Origin of the sequence: uncultured Roseovarius sp. (assembly GCF_913054395.1) — a bacterium.
Lineage (GTDB): Bacteria > Pseudomonadota > Alphaproteobacteria > Rhodobacterales > Rhodobacteraceae > Roseovarius.
In genome coordinates this window covers 1-18,092 of sequence record NZ_CAJXIP010000070.1, presented here as the reverse complement: position 1 = coordinate 18,092, position 18,092 = coordinate 1, and the positions used below count along the sequence as shown (strand labels likewise).

18 protein-coding genes are annotated in these 18,092 nt (G+C 60.6%); 10 read left to right on the top strand and 8 right to left on the bottom strand.

Annotated elements, in window-relative coordinates; genetic code table 11:
• The 3 genes from QZ522_RS11045 to QZ522_RS11035 form a co-directional block, all read right to left on the bottom strand.
• Window positions 1-280: phosphate acyltransferase (locus QZ522_RS11045; RefSeq protein ID WP_294611116.1), on the bottom strand; the 280-nt coding region annotated here is incomplete at its 3' end.
• A gap of 4 nt (window positions 281-284) precedes the next feature.
• Window positions 285-2,063, bottom strand: a complete 1,779-nt coding sequence (gene xsc / locus QZ522_RS11040; protein ID WP_294611114.1) for a sulfoacetaldehyde acetyltransferase — start codon at window positions 2,061-2,063, stop codon at window positions 285-287.
• Between the two features lie 231 nt (window positions 2,064-2,294).
• Window positions 2,295-3,779 carry a PLP-dependent aminotransferase family protein gene (locus QZ522_RS11035; RefSeq protein WP_294611112.1) on the bottom strand — a complete coding sequence of 495 codons (1,485 nt, stop codon included), beginning with the start codon at window positions 3,777-3,779 and terminating at the stop codon, window positions 2,295-2,297.
• Window positions 3,780-3,929: 150 nt separating this feature from the next.
• On the opposite strand from QZ522_RS11035, the gene QZ522_RS11030 reads away from it, so the two are divergent.
• The 8 genes from QZ522_RS11030 (at window position 3,930) to ade (ending at window position 12,734) form a co-directional block, all read left to right on the top strand.
• The gene (locus QZ522_RS11030; protein ID WP_294611110.1) at window positions 3,930-4,277 is read left to right on the top strand and encodes an antibiotic biosynthesis monooxygenase; all 348 of its coding nucleotides are present in this window, start codon (window positions 3,930-3,932) and stop codon (window positions 4,275-4,277) included.
• A 96-nt stretch (window positions 4,278-4,373) separates the two neighbouring features.
• Entirely contained in the window at window positions 4,374-4,847 is a 474-nt protein-coding gene (locus QZ522_RS11025; protein WP_294611108.1) for a hypothetical protein, read from the top strand.
• Between the two features lie 92 nt (window positions 4,848-4,939).
• Window positions 4,940-5,290, top strand: a complete 351-nt coding sequence (locus tag QZ522_RS11020) for a RidA family protein (protein ID WP_294611106.1) — start codon at window positions 4,940-4,942, stop codon at window positions 5,288-5,290.
• A 154-nt stretch (window positions 5,291-5,444) separates the two neighbouring features.
• Window positions 5,445-6,791 carry a 3-phosphoshikimate 1-carboxyvinyltransferase gene (gene aroA, locus QZ522_RS11015; RefSeq protein WP_294611104.1) on the top strand — a complete coding sequence of 449 codons (1,347 nt, stop codon included), beginning with the start codon at window positions 5,445-5,447 and terminating at the stop codon, window positions 6,789-6,791.
• A 106-nt stretch (window positions 6,792-6,897) separates the two neighbouring features.
• Window positions 6,898-8,046 (top strand): CaiB/BaiF CoA-transferase family protein, encoded by a 1,149-nt coding sequence (locus QZ522_RS11010; protein WP_294611102.1) that lies wholly within the window; start codon window positions 6,898-6,900, stop codon window positions 8,044-8,046.
• Between the two features lie 79 nt (window positions 8,047-8,125).
• Window positions 8,126-8,794, top strand: a complete 669-nt coding sequence (locus tag QZ522_RS11005) for a hypothetical protein (protein WP_294611100.1) — start codon at window positions 8,126-8,128, stop codon at window positions 8,792-8,794.
• A 119-nt stretch (window positions 8,795-8,913) separates the two neighbouring features.
• Window positions 8,914-10,962: an ASKHA domain-containing protein gene (locus QZ522_RS11000; protein WP_294611098.1), complete on the top strand. Its 2,049-nt coding sequence runs from the start codon at window positions 8,914-8,916 to the stop codon at window positions 10,960-10,962.
• 77 nt (window positions 10,963-11,039) lie between these two features.
• Window positions 11,040-12,734: an adenine deaminase gene (ade, locus tag QZ522_RS10995; protein ID WP_294611096.1), complete on the top strand. Its 1,695-nt coding sequence runs from the start codon at window positions 11,040-11,042 to the stop codon at window positions 12,732-12,734.
• Here the strand turns inward: ade and QZ522_RS10990 are convergent.
• Window positions 12,731-12,967: an Lrp/AsnC ligand binding domain-containing protein gene (locus tag QZ522_RS10990; RefSeq protein WP_294611094.1), complete on the bottom strand. Its 237-nt coding sequence runs from the start codon at window positions 12,965-12,967 to the stop codon at window positions 12,731-12,733. The genes ade and QZ522_RS10990 overlap by 4 nt on opposite strands.
• 89 nt (window positions 12,968-13,056) lie before the next feature.
• Entirely contained in the window at window positions 13,057-13,482 is a 426-nt protein-coding gene (locus QZ522_RS10985) for a tellurite resistance TerB family protein (RefSeq protein WP_294611092.1), read from the bottom strand.
• Window positions 13,483-13,601: 119 nt separating this feature from the next.
• Between QZ522_RS10985 and QZ522_RS10980 the strand changes: the two genes are divergently transcribed.
• Both QZ522_RS10980 and QZ522_RS10975 read left to right on the top strand, forming a co-directional pair.
• Window positions 13,602-15,176, top strand: coding sequence for a lysine--tRNA ligase (locus tag QZ522_RS10980; RefSeq protein ID WP_294611090.1), 1,575 nt, complete (start codon window positions 13,602-13,604; stop codon window positions 15,174-15,176).
• A 146-nt stretch (window positions 15,177-15,322) separates the two neighbouring features.
• The gene (locus QZ522_RS10975) at window positions 15,323-15,724 is read left to right on the top strand and encodes a cytochrome c (protein ID WP_294611088.1); all 402 of its coding nucleotides are present in this window, start codon (window positions 15,323-15,325) and stop codon (window positions 15,722-15,724) included.
• Between the two features lie 12 nt (window positions 15,725-15,736).
• Here QZ522_RS10975 and QZ522_RS10970 read toward each other — a convergent pair whose 3' ends face one another.
• The 3 genes from QZ522_RS10970 to QZ522_RS10960 form a co-directional block, all read right to left on the bottom strand.
• Window positions 15,737-16,588: an ABC transporter permease gene (locus QZ522_RS10970; protein ID WP_294611085.1), complete on the bottom strand. Its 852-nt coding sequence runs from the start codon at window positions 16,586-16,588 to the stop codon at window positions 15,737-15,739.
• 13 nt (window positions 16,589-16,601) lie between these two features.
• Entirely contained in the window at window positions 16,602-17,459 is an 858-nt protein-coding gene (locus tag QZ522_RS10965) for an ABC transporter permease (protein WP_294611083.1), read from the bottom strand.
• A partial coding sequence (locus tag QZ522_RS10960) for an ABC transporter ATP-binding protein (protein WP_294611080.1) occupies window positions 17,459-18,092 on the bottom strand: 634 nt, incomplete at its 5' end. The genes QZ522_RS10960 and QZ522_RS10965, both read right to left, overlap by 1 nt.

Sequence of the window (18,092 nt, the reverse complement as noted above, 5' to 3'; positions counted from 1 at the left end):
GCGCACGCAAAGACACCAATGTGTCGCGAAATTCGTCAATCAGGGGGGAGTTATTGGGATCGTGGATCACGATGTCACCGGCGACCTCCTCGGGGGGCGTGCCGTGATTGGCGAGATGTTCCGCGATTTTGGCGGGGTTCCCAACCAGGAGGACACGCGCCACTTTTTCTTTGCGGATCATAAGCGCAGCCTCTGCTACGCGGGGATCATCGCCCTCAGCAAGGGCGATGATTTTGTCAGAGCCGCTGGCGGCACCAAGTATCTGGCGGAGCGGCTTCAAAAGGTCAGCTTCCGGTCTGTTTGACCATGTCAGCCGCGTCGATACCGGCCACGGAAACAGGCTTTTTCATCGCATCGCGACGGAAGGGCTCACCCAGTTCCTGGTTGATCATCGCTTCGATCAGGGTGGTGATACCGTTTTCCATCTGGTCCTTGACCGCCTGATTAAGCGCCTCGGTCAGCTCGTCCATGGTGCGCGCGATCACGCCCTTGAGGCCGCAGGCCTTGGCGATACCGGCATAGGATACCTGGGTATCAAGCTCTGTGCCGACAAAGTTGTCGTCAAACCACAGGGTCGAGTTGCGCTTTTCCGCGCCCCACTGATAGTTGCGGAACACCACCTGCGTGACGGCGGGCCATTCGCCCCGGCCAATCGCCGTAAGCTCGTTCACCGCGATACCAAAGGCACCGTCACCGGCAAAGCCGACCACCGGAACATCGGGCTGGCCGATCTTGGCGCCGACGATGGCCGGCAGACCATAGCCACAGGGACCGAACAGGCCCGGCGCAAGGTATTTGCGGCCTTCTTCAAAGCTCGGATAGGCATTGCCGATGGCACAGTTGTTGCCGATGTCAGAGCTGATGATCGCCTCGCGCGGCAGGGCGGCCTGAATTGCACGCCACGCCATGCGGGGGCTCATCCACTCGGGCTTGTCGGCGCGGGCACGTTCGTTCCAGGTGGTGCCGGGATCGTCATCCTCGTGGTCCATCGACGAGAGTTGCTGTGCCCATGTGGATTTGGTCTTGGCAATCAGGGCCTTGCGGTCGGCGCGGCCTGCGTCACCGGCGGTATCAGACAGCTTTTCAAGGATCGAGTTGGCCACTTTCTTGGCATCGCCGATGATGCCGACGGTCACCTTCTTGGTCAGGCCAATGCGGTCGGCATTGATGTCGACCTGAATGATCTTTGCGTCTTTGGGCCAGTAATCAATGCCATAGCCGGGCAGGGTCGAGAACGGGTTCAGCCGGGTGCCAAGGCAAAGCACGACATCGGCTTTCGCAATAAGCTCCATCCCGGCCTTGGACCCGTTATAGCCCAGAGGTCCGGCAAAAAGCGGATGCGAGCCGGGGAAGGCATCGTTGTGCTGATAGCCGACACACACCGGCGCATCGAGCCGCTCTGCCAACTGGCGCGAGGCGTCGATGCCGCCGGCCAGAACCACACCGGCCCCGTTCAGGATGACCGGGAACTTGGCGTTGCTCATAAGCTCTGCGGCCTGCGCGAGCGCCTGATCGCCACCGGCGGGGCGTTCGAATTCGACAATCGCCGGAAGCTCGATATCAATCACCTGCGTCCAGAAATCGCGCGGGACGTTGATCTGGGCGGGGGCGCTGGCGCGCTTGGCCTGAAGGATCACGCGGTTCAGGGTCTCGGCGATGCGGGTGGGATCGCGCACCTCTTCCTGATAGGCGACGCAATCGGCGAACAGGTTCATCTGTTCCATTTCCTGAAAACCGCCCTGACCGATGGTCTTGTTGGCGGCCTGCGGGGTCACAAGCAACAGCGGTGTGTGGTTCCAATAGGCGGTTTTCACGGCGGTGACGAAGTTGGTGATGCCGGGGCCGTTCTGGGCGATCATCATCGACATCTTGCCGGTCACGCGGGTGTATCCATCCGACATCATCCCGGCGCTGCCTTCATGGGCGCAGTCCCAAAAGGTGATGCCCGCTTTCGGGAAAATATCGGAAATCGGCATCATGGCCGAGCCGATAATGCCAAAGGCATGCTGGATCCCGTGCATTTGCAGCGTTTTTACAAAGGCTTCTTCGGTGGTCATTTTCATGGGCTACATCCTTGGGTCGCAGTGCCGGGCGGCACCTGGAGGGGGAAATCTGGGGTGAAACTAGCCCCCGGTGGTCAAGGCTTCTAGGGCCAAACGGGGATGGTGGATATGTCCAGATGTATTTAAAATTGAGAATAACTATCTCAATAATTAAAATCAAGGCAGCAATGCAGGCAGCGGCAGGGGCGTTTGAGCGCCCTTAACAGGCTAAAAATAAACGATTTACTGATCTCAGGACGGGCTTTCGCCCGTTCTCTCTGCTTTCGCCAATTCCCCGGCCAAACGCTCAATCCCCGGCGCAATGCGCTCGGCGGGCACAGAGGAATAGGCCAGACGATAGAAATTGCGCGGTCGATCAGTGCCGTAGAAGAACGGCTTTCCCGGCTCGACAAGCACGCCGGCCTTGCGCAATTCCGGCTCGATCTGACCGATGTCCACGTTATCAGGCGCGCGCATCCAGATCGAAGAGCCACCAAACACCCCGCGCCCGGCCACGCTTAGCCCGTGATCGGCAAGGGCGGCTTCCATGGCGTGGCGCCTCTTGGTGAATACCTGGCTCATGCGGCGCACAAGGCTGTCGTAATGTCCCAGCGACAGGAAATAGGCGGTTGTGCGCTGAATGTGACCCGGCGGATGGCGCAGCACGCTGGCGCGCAGGGCGCGGCATTCGCGAATGAACGACTTTGACCCCACCAGATAGCCAAGCCGCAAGCCAGGAAAGATCGACTTGGAAAAGCTGCCCACATAGATCACGCGCCCCTCGGTATCGAGTGATTTGAGCGCCGGCAGCGGCGCGCGCAGGAACGAAATTTCAAACTCGTAATCATCCTCGACAATCAGCGCGTCCATCTCGGCAGCCTTGGCCAAAAGTGCCTTGCGCCGCGCAAGGGGCATGGTCGCATTGGTCGGGGCCTGATGACTTGGCGTGGTGAAAATCACGTCGGCATGATCCGGAAGCGCCTCGGGCGGCAGCCCGTCACGATCGACATCGACCGGCGCGAGATGACAGCGCGACTGCACCAGAATATCGCGCAGCGCGTGATAGCAGGGGTTCTCGATTACGGCCGTGCGCCGCTGGGTCAAAAGCACCTGCGCGGTCAGCCAAAGCGCATTCTGCGCCCCCATCGTTACAAGGATTTCATCCGATTGCGCCAATATCCCCCGCCGCGGAAGGGTATGGCGGGCGATGAATTCGATCAGCTTGGGGTCGTCCTGATCATAGTAATCCGATGTCAGGGATTTGAAATCCTTCTGCCCCAATGCCTGAAGCGCACAATGGCGCCAGTTGGCATGGTCAAACAGCGCCGGATCGGTCTGCCCATAGATGAAGGGATAGGGATAGCTGGCCCAATTCTGGGGCTTTTCCGGGGTGTCGCCACCGGTAAAGCGGCGGCCAAGGGCGCGTGACCAGTCGATGGTGTCGCGCACCGGGCCGGGGGCGCCAAAGGCCGGCGGTTCCGGCGCATTGGGCGACACGAAATAGCCAGAGCGATCGCGCGCCTCAAGATAGTCGTTGGCCTGCAATTCGGTGAGCGCCAGCGTCACGGTGATTCGGCTGACCCCAAGGTGCCCCGCAAGTTTGCGCGAGGAGGGAAGCTTTTCACCCTTGCGAAACCGGCCCGACAGAATGCCCTGCGCGATCATCTGCTGGATCTGCGCCTGCAGGGTGCCCTGTGCATTGGGAGCAAGGAAAAATGTTTCAACCGGAATCGCCATCCCCAATAGCTTAGATTGGACTTATCCGGCGCGCAATCTGGTATGGTTACCAGGGCGCGAAAACCATGCCTTCGCCCATCCGGAAAAGTTCCTGTTGCGCGACGACCGCACCTTCCGCAAGCTGGTCAGCGTAGCAACAGGAGGCGAAGAATGATTGCTGTCATATTCGAGGTGATCCCCGGCGAAGGCCAGACAGAACCCTATCTTGATGTGGCCGCCAGAATGCGCCCTCTGGCCGAAAGCATTCCGGGGTTCATCAGCGTCGAGCGGTTTCAAAGCCTGACCAACCCGGGCAAGCTTTTGTCGCTGTCCTTCTGGGAAGACGAGGCTGCCGTGACCCGTTGGCGCCAGCTCGAGGCTCATCGCGGCGCCCAAAAAGCCGGACGTGAGGTGATGTTCGAGGACTATCGCCTGCGGGTCGTGAGCGTGATCCGCGATTACGGTAAGTTCGAGCGCGACGAGGCCCCTGATGACAGTCGCGCGGCGCATGGTGGCTGATCGTTTGAAATACCCTCTCGCCAAGCTGTGATTTGCCCGAGCGGCAGCCCGCGGCTAGGTCTGGGGCATATTTTCCCGAAACAAGAGAGATATGTCTTGGACCAGAAAGCGATTCTATCCCCGCAGGACAAGCTTGACGCGCTGGCCCTGTTGATCATGCGCCTCGGGTTGGCGTGGTTCATTTTCCTCTGGGCGGCGCATAAGATCATCACGCCCAAACAGTATCAGAACCTTGCGCGGCATTTCGATGGTGTCGATGTCAGCCTGACCCAGATCTATCTTGGGGGCGGGGTGCAGATCGCGCTCTGCCTTCTGGTGGCACTTGGTGTTTTGCGGTATTTTTCCTACGGCAGCTTGCTGATCATGCATTTCTTTACCGTGCTGCGCCGCTGGGAAGGGTTTTTTGACCCCTTCGCGGTCAATGATCGCGGCTTTCCCATCCACCGCAATCAGGTGATTGACCTTGCGGTTCTGGGCGCCCTCATTGCCCTGGTGTTGCTGATCCGGCGGGATCATTTCAGTATCGGCGGTTGGCTGGCGCGTCACGACCGCCCGCGTTGGTGGAACTAGCGCAATCGCGCCGCCTTGCGTCGTTTTCCTGTGGCGCGGGGCGTATGGCCTGCCTAGAAAGGGCGAAACACACCAACCGAAAGGACCGCCCCATGAGCGATATCACCCGCCACCACACCGGCGACCGCATGAGCCAGATCGTCACCCACAATGGCACGGTTTACCTTGCCGGACAGGTCGGCAACCCTGCCGACAACGTCGTCGATCAAACCAGGACCTGCCTTGAACAAGTCGATGCCCTGCTGGCCGAGGCCGGAAGTGACAAGACCCGCATCCTTCAGACCGTGGTCTGGCTTGCCGATATGGCCGATTTTGCCGACATGAATTCGGTCTGGGATGCCTGGGTCGCCCCCGGCCACACTCCGGCCCGCGCCTGTGGCGAAGCCAAGCTTGCCACGCCAGACTACAAGGTCGAATTCATCGTCATTGCGGCGCAGGGCTAAATGCTCGCAATGGGGATAAATTTCATCTTTCCCTAAATACTCCCGCCGGAGGCGATCCTTCGGCGGGCACAAATCGTGCCGCGTGCGGGTCATGGACGCAAAGTCATGATTGCGCTATCAGGCATTCAGATCAAAGTTTCCAAGAGGCACATTCATGTCCGGCCACGCCACACCCATTCGCATGACATCGCACAAATCCGGGCCCCTGACCGGACAGGCCGATGTGCCCGGCGACAAGTCGATCTCGCATCGCTCGCTTATCCTTGGCGCGATGGCGGTTGGCGAAACCGTGATCACCGGCCTGCTGGAAGGCGAAGACGTGATCGACACGGCCCGTGCGATGCGCGCCTTTGGCGCAGAGGTGACCCGTGACGAGGCCGGTACATGGCATGTACATGGCGTCGGTGTCGGTGGTTTTGCCGAGCCGGGGAACGTGATCGATTGCGGTAATTCGGGCACCGGCGTGCGTTTGATCATGGGTGCGATGGCGACCTGTCCGATCACCGCAACCTTTACCGGCGATGCCAGCCTGAACAAGCGCCCGATGGCGCGGGTGACCGATCCGCTGGCGCTGTTTGGCGCCAAGGCGGTGGGGCGCTCGGGCGGGCGGCTGCCGATGACGATTGTCGGCGCAGCCGATCCGGTGCCGGTGCGCTATACCGTCCCGGTCCCCTCTGCACAGGTGAAATCGGCGGTGCTTCTGGCCGGCCTCAATGCGCCGGGACAGACGATCGTGATCGAACAGGAGGCAACCCGCGATCATACAGAGCGGATGCTGGCCGGGTTCGGGGCGGAGATTGTCACGCAGGAGACGGACGAGGGTCGTGTCATCACTCTGACCGGGCAGCCCGAACTGAGGCCGCAGACCATCGTGGTGCCGCGCGATCCAAGCTCGGCGGCCTTCCCGGTCTGTGCGGCGATCATCACGCCGGGTTCGGATGTTCTTGTGCCCAATATCGGGCTTAACCCGACACGCGCGGGTCTGTTTGCCACGCTGCGCGAGATGGGCGCCGACCTAAGTTATGAAAATCCGCGTGAAGAGGGGGGCGAGCCGGTGGCCGACCTGCGCGCGCGCTTTTCGCCCGACCTCAAGGGGATCGAAGTGCCGCCCGCGCGGGCGGCCTCGATGATTGACGAATACCCCGTCCTTTCGGTGGTGGCCGCCTTTGCCCAGGGCCAGACAGTGATGCGCGGCGTCAAGGAGCTTCGGGTCAAGGAAAGTGACCGGATCGAGGCGATGGCGGCGGGCCTGCGCGCGGGCGGTGTTGCCGTCGAAGATGGACCGGATTGGTGGATTGTCACCGGCCTTGGCCATGGCAATGTGCCCGGCGGCCAGACCTGCGCCAGCCATCTTGATCACCGGATCGCGATGTCGTTCCTGATCATGGGCATGGCCACGCAAGAGCCGGTCAGCGTCGATGACGCAGGCCCGATCGCCACGTCCTTTCCGATCTTCGAGGCGCTGATGGCCGATCTGGGGGCAGATATCCGGCGCGGGTGACGGGAGAGGGCCAGGAACGCCTTCGGCGAGAGTATTTTTGCCAAGAAGAAAATGAGGGGTTATGTGAGATTGAGCCCTGTCACGGATCTTCGAAGGAGAACCACCGATGAGCGCACCTTTGCAGGATTTGATCGTGTTGGACCTGACCCATGTTCTGGCGGGGCCATTTGCGTCGATGAACCTTGGCGATCTCGGCGCACGGGTGATCAAGGTCGAACGGCCCGGTACGGGTGACGATACCCGCAGCTTTCCACCCTTCAAGGATGGCAAGAGCGCTTATTTCGCCGCCATTAACCATGGCAAGCAGTCGATCGCGCTTGATCTCAAGGCCGATGCGGACCGCGAGATTTTCGACCAGCTTCTGGCGCGCGCCGATATCGTGCTTGAGAATTACCGTCCCGGCGTGATGGAAAAGCTCGGGTTTGGCTGGGAGACGTTGCACGAGCGGTTTCCGCGGCTGATTTATGGTGCGGTCAGCGGGTTTGGCCACACCGGGCCGGATGCCTTGAGACCCGCCTATGACATGGTGGTGCAGGCCCGCAGCGGCGTCATGTCGATCACCGGGGAAAAGGATCGCGATCCGGTGCGCGTCGGTGCCTCGATCGGTGATATCGTGGCGGGGCTTTTTCTTGCGCAAGGCGTGCTGGCGGCGGTGATTGATCGCGCCAAAACCGGCCTTGGGCGCAAGGTGGATGTGGCGATGCTGGACGGTCAGTTCGCCATTCTGGAGCATGCGATTGCCCTGACCACGGTCAACGGTGTGCCGCCCGCACCATCGGGGGCGCGGCATCCGTCGATCACCCCGTTTGAAACCTTTCATGCCGCTGATGGTCTGTTCGTGATAGCCGCAGGCAATGATGCGCTTTTTGCCAGGCTGTGCGATGTCCTTGGCCTGCCGTTGGCGGATGATCCGCGCTTTGCCACCAACCCGGTGCGTTGTGACAACAACCGCCTGTTGAAGCGGTTGATCGAGGCGGTCACCCTTGAACATTCCAAGGCGCATTGGATTGCAGAGCTTGAGGCGGCAGGCGTGCCGACCGGGCCGATCCAGAACCTGTCCGAGGTGTTGCAGGACCCGCAGATCCTGGCGCGCAACATGGTCGTCGATGTCCTGGACAAGGCCGGGAAACCCGCCTTTGTGGCCGCCGGAAACCCGATCAAGATCAGCGATCTGGCCGATCCGGTCACGCGCGCGCCCGCACCCGATCTGGACGGCGACCGACAGGCGGTTCTCGATTGGTTGAAAAGACCGTGATCACCCCGTGAAACGCTTGGTAAAGCCGCGCCAATGCGCCTAGACTCGGAGAATGGATCAAAACGCCCCTCCAGGAAAATTGTCGCCTGAACCACCCCCGGTCAAGCTGGGCATCATGCGCACGCTGCGGCGGCTGGCGGTGGTGATCGTTATGGTCATTGCCCTGCATGAGGTATTTGTCCGCGCAGAGGCATGGATTTCGACCAGCCAGTACAGTTGGGCGATGCCGGGCCTGACGCTTGCGGTGTTGTTCCTTTATGCGCTGATGATTGCCATTCCCTTTGTGCCGGGTGTCGAGATCGGTCTGTCTGTCCTGGCGCTCAGCGGACCGAGCGTGGCGCCGATGGTCTGGCTTGCCACCACCTTTGGTCTGTCGCTGGCCTATATGGCGGGGTGCAAGGTGCCTTATCGTTGGTTGCACCGGGTATTTCTTGATCTGCACCTGACCGGGGCCTGCCGGTTGTTGCAGCGTTTCGAGACCCTGCCGCCAAAGGGGCGGGTCGCGTTCCTGCAATCGCAATTGCCGACCAGGTTCGGCCCTTATCTATTGCGGTTTCGTTACCTTGGGCTTGGCATATTGATCAACATTCCCGGCAATTCAGTGATTGGTGGCGGTGGCGGCATCACCCTTTTGGCGGGGGTTTCGGGCCTGTTCCGGATGCCCGCCACGATCCTGACCATTGCGCTTGCCACGGCGCCGGTGCCGATGGCGATCTGGCTTTTCGGGTGGGAAATCCCCTGGGGCTAGCCGTGCAGGCCACAGGATGCCGCCAAGGGGATATTTTCTGACGGTTGCGGGCTGTTCCCGGCGCGCGAATGGCTTATGTTCAGCCCGCATGACGCAGGCCAATGAACAGGATTCTACAGATGTCGAATGATCCCCTTGTCGTTTTTACCCCCTCGGGCAAGCGTGGGCGGTTTCCCAAGGGTACGCCGGTCCTGACGGCTGCACGGCAGTTGGGCGTTGATCTTGATTCGGTCTGCGGCGGGCGCGGGATTTGTTCGAAATGCCAGATCACGCCGGGCTATGGCGAGTTTTCCAAGCATGGTGTGACGGTACAACAGGATGCCCTGTCAGAGTGGAACGCTGTCGAGCAGCGCTATGACGAAAAGCGTGGCCTGAAGGCCGGTCGTCGTCTTGGCTGTCAGGCGCAGATCATGGGCGATGTGGTGATCGACGTGCCTCCTGAAAGCCAGGTCCACAAGCAGGTCGTGCGCAAGGCCGCCTCGGCCCGTGTGATCGAGATGGACCCGGCCACCAGGCTTTATTTCGTCGAGGTCGACGAGGCCGATATGCACGAGCCGACCGGCGATCTGGAGCGTCTGGCGCGGGCGCTGCGCGAGCAATGGGATATTCCCGAGATCCGCGCCGACCTTAGCCTGTTGTCCAAGCTTCAGCCGGTGCTGCGCAAGGCCAAGTATCAGGTCACCGTGGCGCTTCACAAATCGCATAAGGATACTTCGGCGCGGGTGCTTGAAATCTGGCCGGGCCTGCATGAAGGCGGGTTGTTCGGGCTTGCGATCGACCTTGGATCGACCACGGTTGCGGCGCATCTGACCAACCTTGAAACCGGCGAAGTGGTGGCCAGTTCCGGTATCATGAACCCGCAGATCCGCTTTGGCGAAGACCTGATGAGCCGGGTCAGCTATTCGATGATGAACCCCGGCGGCGACAAGGAAATGACCGCTTCGGTGCGTGATGCGCTGAACACGCTGGCCGAAGAGATCGCCAAGGAGGCCGGGATTGATGCGGCATTGATCGTGGAAACGGTGTTCGTCTGCAACCCGGTCATGCATCATCTTTTGCTTGGGATTGATCCGGTCGAACTTGGCCAGGCGCCGTTTGCCCTGGCGACCTCGGGAAGCCTTTCGATGGATGCCAAAGAGCTTGATCTTAGCGTGATCAACCCGCGCGCGCGGGTCTATATCCTGCCGTGCATTGCGGGCCATGTGGGGGCCGATGCCGCCGCCGTCGCGCTAAGCGAAGAGCCCGGCAAATCCGAGGACCTTGTGCTTATCGTCGATGTGGGCACCAATGCCGAGATCCTGCTTGGCGACAAGAGCCGGGTTCTGGCCTGTTCCTCGCCCACCGGCCCGGCGTTCGAGGGCGCACAGATTTCAAGCGGACAGCGTGCCGCCCCCGGCGCGATTGACGCCATCCGTATCGACCCGGTCACCAAGGAACCGCGTTTTCGCGTGATCGGAAGCGATCTTTGGTCGGATGAAGAGGGTTTTGATGCGGCCACCGAGGCAAGCGGCATAACCGGAATCTGTGGGTCCGGCATCATCGAGGCGGTGGCCGAATTGCGCATGGCCGGCTTGTTGGATGAAAGCGGGCTTATCGGCTCGGCCGAGGCGGCGGGCACGGACCGGATGATCGCCGAGGGGCGCACGCATGCCTATCTTATCCATGATGCCACCGATCAGGGCGGGCCGCGCATCACCGTGACCCAAGGCGATATCCGCGCCATTCAGCTTGCGAAATCCGCGCTTTATGCCGGGGCGCGCCTGTTGATGGACGAACGCGGTGTCGACAAGGTTGATCGCGTTGTGCTTGCCGGGGCGTTTGGTGCCCATATCAGCAGCAAGCATGCGATGGTTCTTGGCATGATCCCCGACGTGCCGCTGGAAAAGGTCACAAGTGCCGGCAATGCGGCGGGCACCGGCGCGCGGATCGCGCTTTGCAATGTTGCCGCCCGCGCCGAGATCGAGCGTGTGGTCGGCCAGATCACCAAGGTTGAAACCGCGATCGAGCCGAAATTCCAGGAACATTTCGTGGCCGCCAACGCCATCCCGCACAAGACCGATCCGTTCCCGGAACTGGCCAAGATCGTCACCCTTCCGAACCCCAGCTTCAACACCCGAGGAGATGACGGCGAGGGCGACGGCGGACGGCGGCGGCGGCGGCGATCATAAGGGCTGTTTCGCTTTCGGCTTGTGGCGGCGGAGGCGCTGCGCGAAACTTGCCGTGAGACAGACGAAAGGCGCGACCCATGGCAGAGCTTGAAGCGCGGATTGCACAGGGTCGGGGCGATGCCCCGGCGGATCTTGTGTTGCGCGGCGGCACGGTGTTTGACCTTGTTACCGGCGCGATGATCCCCGGCGATGTGGCGATCTGCGGCGATACCATCGTGGGCATCGGTGCCGCATATGAGGGGCGTGAGGTGCTCGATGTGACCGGCATGACGCTTGTGCCCGGCTTTATCGACACCCATCTGCATATCGAAAGCTCGCTGGTCACGCCGTTTGAATTTGACCGCTGTGTCACGCCCCACGGGGTAACGACTGCGATCTGCGATCCGCATGAAATCGCCAATGTCATCGGCCTTGACGGCATTCGCTATTTTCAACAGGCAAGCACCCATACGGTGATGGATATCCGGGTGCAATTGTCATCCTGCGTGCCCTCGACCGACATGGAAACGGCAGGAGCCGAGATTGACGCTGTGGCCTTGGCAGAGGTGATGGGCCACGCCTCGGGGATCGGGCTTGCGGAGTTCATGAATTATCCCGGTGTCATTCACCGCGATCCCGCCGCGATGGCCAAACTGGCGCTGTTTGAGGGCGGGCATATCGACGGGCATTGCCCGCAGCTATCGGGACGCGACCTGAATGCCTATTGCGCGGCAGGCATCCGCACCGAACATGAGGCAACCACCGCCGAGGAAGCGCGCGAAAAGCTTCAAAAGGGCATGCGCGTGCTGATCCGCGAGGGATCGGTGAGCAAGGATTTGATCGCGCTTCAGCCGGTTTTGACAAATATCACAGCGCCTTACATGTGCCTGTGTACCGATGATCGCAACCCGCTTGATATCGCCGAAGAGGGCCATCTTGATCATATGATCCGGACCCTGATCGCGCGCGGCACGCCGGTTTTGGCGGCGTACCGCGCCGCGTCCCTGTCCGGCGCCGAGGCGTTCGGTCTCAAGGATCGCGGGTTGATCGCGCCCGGCAAACGCGCCGATATTGTCGCAGTCCGATCGCTTGAGGCCTGTGATGTGCAACGGGTGCTCTGCGCGGGGCAACTGGCCGATCCGGCAGCCTTTGACGCGCGCGGCACGGTGGCCCCCGTGGCCCGCGGATCGGTCAAGGCGCCCAGGGTCACGCCACAGGATTTCCGCATCGCGGAAAACCGCACAGAGACGGACGTGATCGGCATCATCGAAGGCAAGATCATCACCGAGCATCTGCACGAAAAGATCGCAATCGAAGACGGCGACAAGCGCCCTGATCCGGCGCGTGATCTGGCCCGGATCGCGGTGATCGAGCGGCATGGCAGGAACGGCAATATCGCCACCGGCTTTGTGCGCGGCTTCGGCATCTCTGCGGGGGCGATTGCCTCGACGGTCTGTCACGATCACCACAATATCGCCTGTGTTGGCGTCGATTACGCCGATATGGCGCGCGCCGCCAATCGCCTTGGCGAGATCGAAGGCGGCTTTGTCGTGGTCCGCGATGGCGAGGTTCTGGCCGAACTGGCCCTGCCGGTGGCGGGCTTGATGAGTCTGGAAAGCTTTGAGGTGGTGCGCGACCGCCTGATGGATCTGCGCGGGGCGGCCAAATTGCTTGGCGTCGGATTGCAAGAACCGTTCTTGCAGCTGGCATTCCTGGCCCTGCCGGTCATTCCCGCCCTCAAAATCACCGATCGCGGCCTGGTCGATGTGACCCGCTTTGAGATTCTAAGCTAGAACGCCTTGAAGGTCAGCGTTGTCTCCGTCCGCTCAATGCCGTCGATACTCAGCAGGTTTTCGTTGATGTAATGGCCCACATCCGCATTTTCCGGGATGTAGAGCTTGAGCAAAAGATCAAACGGTCCGCTGATCGAATAAAGCTCGGAATGAATTTCGCGCAGGGCGATTTCCTCGGCGACGCGATAGGACGTACCGGGCTTGCAGCGGATATTCACGAAGACACAGCGCATCTCAAAACCTCTTTTGAATGTTGGGGTGAGTTAACCACCGATTGCCCGGAAAGGGAAACCGGGAAAATCGCGCTGGTCCCCGATCCGGATCAAAGTGTCATGTGGCGCGCCCGTGCGCCGCGCTCGATCGCGGCGGCATGCAGGCGGTCGATGTTGAGCTCATAGCGCAACTCTTCCAAAAGCCGCAACTCGCGTTCGTTCAGCCGACCATCCGCCGCGCCCACATCGCAGGCCAGGGCATAGGCGGTTTCGTTAAGCCGCTCCGGCAGGTCGGAGCGGATGAGGCCAAACAGCGCATCAAGCCCGTCCTCGACGCTGAACAGGTCGAATACGGTCCGTGACACCACGCCGATCCGGTCCATATCGTAATCCGCAAAAATCGGCAGGTTGTTGACGGTGCTTTCAATTTTCACGAGTTCGGCGGTGCGCATGTCTTCATCCGATGCCGAAACGGCAATCATGACGGCCACAAGGCAATCCTGCGGAGAGAGGGAATGTTCGATCTGCTCGGTCATTGAAGGGCCTTTCAGGCTGCGTTGTTGCGGTGCAGAATATTGACTGTTGGCCTTCCCGGCAATAGGTAGCGGCGATGCCTTGCCGGTGTTTCGGCAAAGCGAATCCTGGAGAATGCCCGATGTCTGACCTGCGTGATGCTGCTATGAATTCGAAAGCCTGGCCTTTTGAAGAGGCGCGCCGCGTACTCAAACGTTATGAAAAGGCGCCGCCGGAAAAGGGCTATGTGCTGTTTGAAACCGGCTATGGCCCGTCTGGCCTGCCGCATATCGGCACCTTTGGCGAGGTGGCGCGCACCACGATGATCAAGCGCGCCTTTGAACTTATAAGCGATATCCCGACGCGGCTTATCTGTTTTTCCGACGATCTTGACGGCATGCGCAAGGTGCCCGGCAATGTGCCCGACCCAGAGGCGCTTGCCGAGCATCTGCAAAAACCCCTGACAAGCGTGCCTGATCCGTTCGGTACCCACGACAGTTTCGGCGCCCATAACAACGCCATGCTGCGCCGGTTCCTTGATACCTTCGGGTTTGAATACGAATTCATCTCGGCCACCGAGTTTTACGGTTCCGGCCGTTTCGACGAGGTCCTGCTGCGCGCCGCGCGCGAGTATGATAAGGTCATGGCGATCATGCTTAAATCGCTGCGTGATGAACGCCGCCAGACCTATTCGATCTTTCTGCCGATCCATCCTGAATCCGGTCGTGTGCTTTATGTACCGATGAAACAGGTGAATGCTGCCGAGGGCACCATCACCTTTGATGATGAGGATGGGCGCGAATGGACGCTGCCGGTCACCGGCGGCAATGTCAAACTGCAATGGAAACCCGATTTCGGGGCGCGTTGGGCCGCCCTTGGCGTCGATTTCGAGATGTACGGCAAGGACCATTCCGCCAACACCCCGATCTATGACGGAATTTGCCGGGTTCTGGGCGGCCGTGCGCCCGAGCATTTCACCTATGAACTGTTTTTGGACGAAAACGGCCAGAAGATTTCGAAAAGCTCGGGCAATGGCGTGTCGATCGACGAATGGCTGACCTATGCCGCAACCGAAAGCCTGTCGTATTTCATGTACCAGAAACCGAAAACCGCCAAGCGGATGCATTTTGATGTGATCCCCAAGGCGGTTGACGAATATCACCAGCAATTGCGCGCCTACGCCGGTCAGGATGCGGCGGCCCGGCTGAACAACCCGGTTTGGCATATCCACGGCGGCAACGTGCCCGAAAGCCATATGGTGGTGCCGTTCTCGATGCTGCTGAACCTCGCCTCGGTGGCCGCGGCGCATGATAAAGAGGCGCTTTGGGGGTTCATCCGCCGCTATGCGCCGGATGCCAGCCCCGAAACCCATCCTGACATGGATCAGGCGGCGGGCTTTGCCGTGAAGTATTACGAGGATTTCGTGGCGCCTGCGAAAACCTATCGTGCCCCGACCGATCTTGAGCGCGAGGCGCTGACTGATCTGCGCGATCAGCTTGCAGCCTATGACGGTCCGGTTGACGACGAAGCCTTGCAGAGCATCGTTTACGGTGTCGGCCGTGAGCGGTTCGATCCGCTGCGCGACTGGTTCAAGACGCTCTACGAGGTACTTCTGGGCGCAAGCCAGGGCCCGCGTTTCGGCGGCTTTATTGCGCTTTACGGCGTCAAGGAGACCGTGGCGCTGATCGACCGGGGCCTCGCGGGCGAGCTGTCCTGAGCAAGGCCGCCTGTCAGGGGCGGCGAGCGTCGCGTTTCATTGCAACGATTCCATCGGGCGGCTAGTCTGGCCGCATCCCCTGATCGCGTGCATCAGTTCAAGCGGACCGGGGTGCGCGCGACTAGAAACAGGGCAGGGAGAGCACGATGAAATATCTGATCGGATTTGGGTTGGTCGCGGCGGTCGCGGCCTGTGTGCAAAGCGCCGCGATGCCTGAGGCAAGCGAGGGCGCGGCGATCTTTGCCGAAAATTGCGCGCAATGCCATGGCGCAGGCGGTAAAGGCGATGGGCCGTGGGCCATGGGCATGACGCCGGCCCCCGCCGATCTGACCCAGCTGTCGTCGGGCGGTGAATTTCCGCGCGCGCATGTGCTCTCGGTCATTGACGGTTATGACCGTACCGGCCTTCCCGGTCAGGACATGCCGGAATTCGGCCTTTTGCTTAAGGGCGATACGGTGCCGGTTGATGTTGGCGACGGCGTTCTGACCCCAACCCCGCGCCCATTGGCGGCATTGATGGCCTATCTCGAAAGCATTCAGCAGGGGTAGGGGCGCCGTGGTTCAGGGTTTGCGCTGAAACGCGATCATCACCAGCGCAAGGCAGGATGAGCCAAGCATCAGCAACAGCGACACCGCGTTCAAAAGCGGGGTCGAGCCCTCTTTGAGCCGGTCAAACATCGCGATGGTCAATGGCGCGTCCGAGCCGACAAGCATCAAGGTGGTGTTGAAGTTTTCAAAGCTCATCAAGAACGCCACCACAAAGGCCCCGATCATTGCGGGCATGAGATAAGGCAGGGTGATCGTGCGAATGGCCGTCAACCGGTCCGCGCCAAGGTTCAGTGCGGCCTCTTCCAGTGTGCGGTCAAACTTTTGCAGCCGCGCGGCGATCACCAGCGTGGCAATGGTGGTGATAAAGGAAAACTGCCCCAGAACCACCAGAACAAGGCCCGGCCGCAAGGCGGTGATATCCAAATTCGCCACATCCCAGGCGGCATTGGCAACCGTGCTGGAAAACACCAGGATCGAGATGCCAAGAACAATGCCGGGAATGACCAGCGGCAGGAGCATCAGCACGTACAAAAGGCCGCGACCGCGAAACTGATACCGGTTGAAGAGAAACGCATTACTCGTGCCCACCGCCAGCGACAGCGCCGAGACGCACAGCCCCACAAAGGCCGATGTGCCAATCGCGCGCAGGATCGGGCGTTCATGAAACGCACCGATTTGCGGGCGCGCATCGCCAAAGAACCAGTTCCAGGTAAAGCCTTCCCAGGGCAGCGAGGGAAACTGGCTGTCGTTGAAGGCAAAGACCGCGACCACCGCAAGGGGCAGGCCGAGATAGATGAAAAACATCACGATATACCCGGTATAGATAATCCGGTACGCGCGCGGTTGGGGCATCGAAGGTATCATCGCATCGGCCCCCTTAACCCATTGTCTTTTCAAGCGTCTGACCGGTCACGCGCAGCATGCCCCAGACGATCACGGATGACAGAATCAATAGCATGAACCCAAAGGCGGCGCCCAATTCCCAGTTAAAGCGCACGATGAATTGCGAATAGATCAGTTCGGTGAACCACAGGCTGTCCTTACCGCCAAGCATGGTCGGCGTCAGGTAATTGCCAAGCGACAGCATGAAGACCACGATCGACCCCGAAACAATGCCCGGCGTGGCATGCGGGATGATGATCTCGCGCAGCACGCTAAAGCCGCTTCCGCCAAGGTCATAGCCCGCCTCGATCACCGCGTCGTCAAGGCTTTCAAGAGTGGTGACCAGTGGCACGACCATGAACAGCATCGAGGTATAGACAAGCCCCACCATCATTGCCGCATCGTTGTAAAGCATTTCGACCGGCCCCGAAACGAGGCCGAGATTTTGCAACAAGGTCGAGATCAGCCCCGTTTCGCGCAGCAGGATCATCCAGCCGAATGTGCGCACAAGTTCGGATACCCAGAACGGCACGAGGCAGAGCAGGAACAACGACGATTGCACCCGCCCCTTGGCGATTTTGGCGATGTAGAACGACACCGGAAAGGCAATCAAAAGGGTGATCACCGTGGCCAGAACCGACATCACTGCCGTGCGCATGAATGTCCGCAGATAGAGTGGCTCGCCGAAGAAGGCCAGGTAATTGGCCGGGCTGCTGGCATATTGCCCGACGCCGACCCTCTCGCGCAGCGACAGCAACAGCATGTCGATATGCGGGATGATGATCAGCAATGTCAGCCACAGCAATAGCGGTGTCAGCAGCAAGACAAATCCAAGGCGCGCCCCGGCCTGCATCACGCGGCCCCTGTCAGGGCAAAGCAGTTGCTCTGGTCCCCGGACCAGCCGATATGCACCGCGTCGCCGCGCCCGATACCCGCAAATTCGCCCGATTGCGGCAGGGTCACTTCGATTTCGGGGCTACCCTGCGTTGATTGCACAAGGATACGGCTTGCCGCGCCATTGAACAAAAGGCTGGTCACCCGCCCGCTTAGCCGGTTGTCGAAATGCGCAAGATCAGCGTCAGAGCGCGCAAGGCGGATCGCCTCGGGGCGCACGAAAATCTCGGCGCGATCACCGATTGAAAGATGCCGTTCATGGGCATTGGCGCGCATCAGAAGCCCGCCATCGGTGCGCAGCGCAAGCGTGCCGTCGCTCGCCGTTTCGATCTTTCCGGTCCAACGGTTGCTGTCACCGACAAAGCCCGCGACAAAGGCGGTGTCGGGGCGGTAATAAAGGTCCTGCGCGGTGCCGATCTGTTCAAACCGCCCGGCATTCATCACCGCGATCTGATCGGACATCACAAGCGCCTCTGACTGATCATGGGTGATATAGACGAACGTCGTGTCAAACGCTGCCTGAAGCGCCTTGAGTTCGATCTTCATATGTTCGCGCAGCTTGAGATCAAGCGCACCAAGTGGCTCGTCCAGC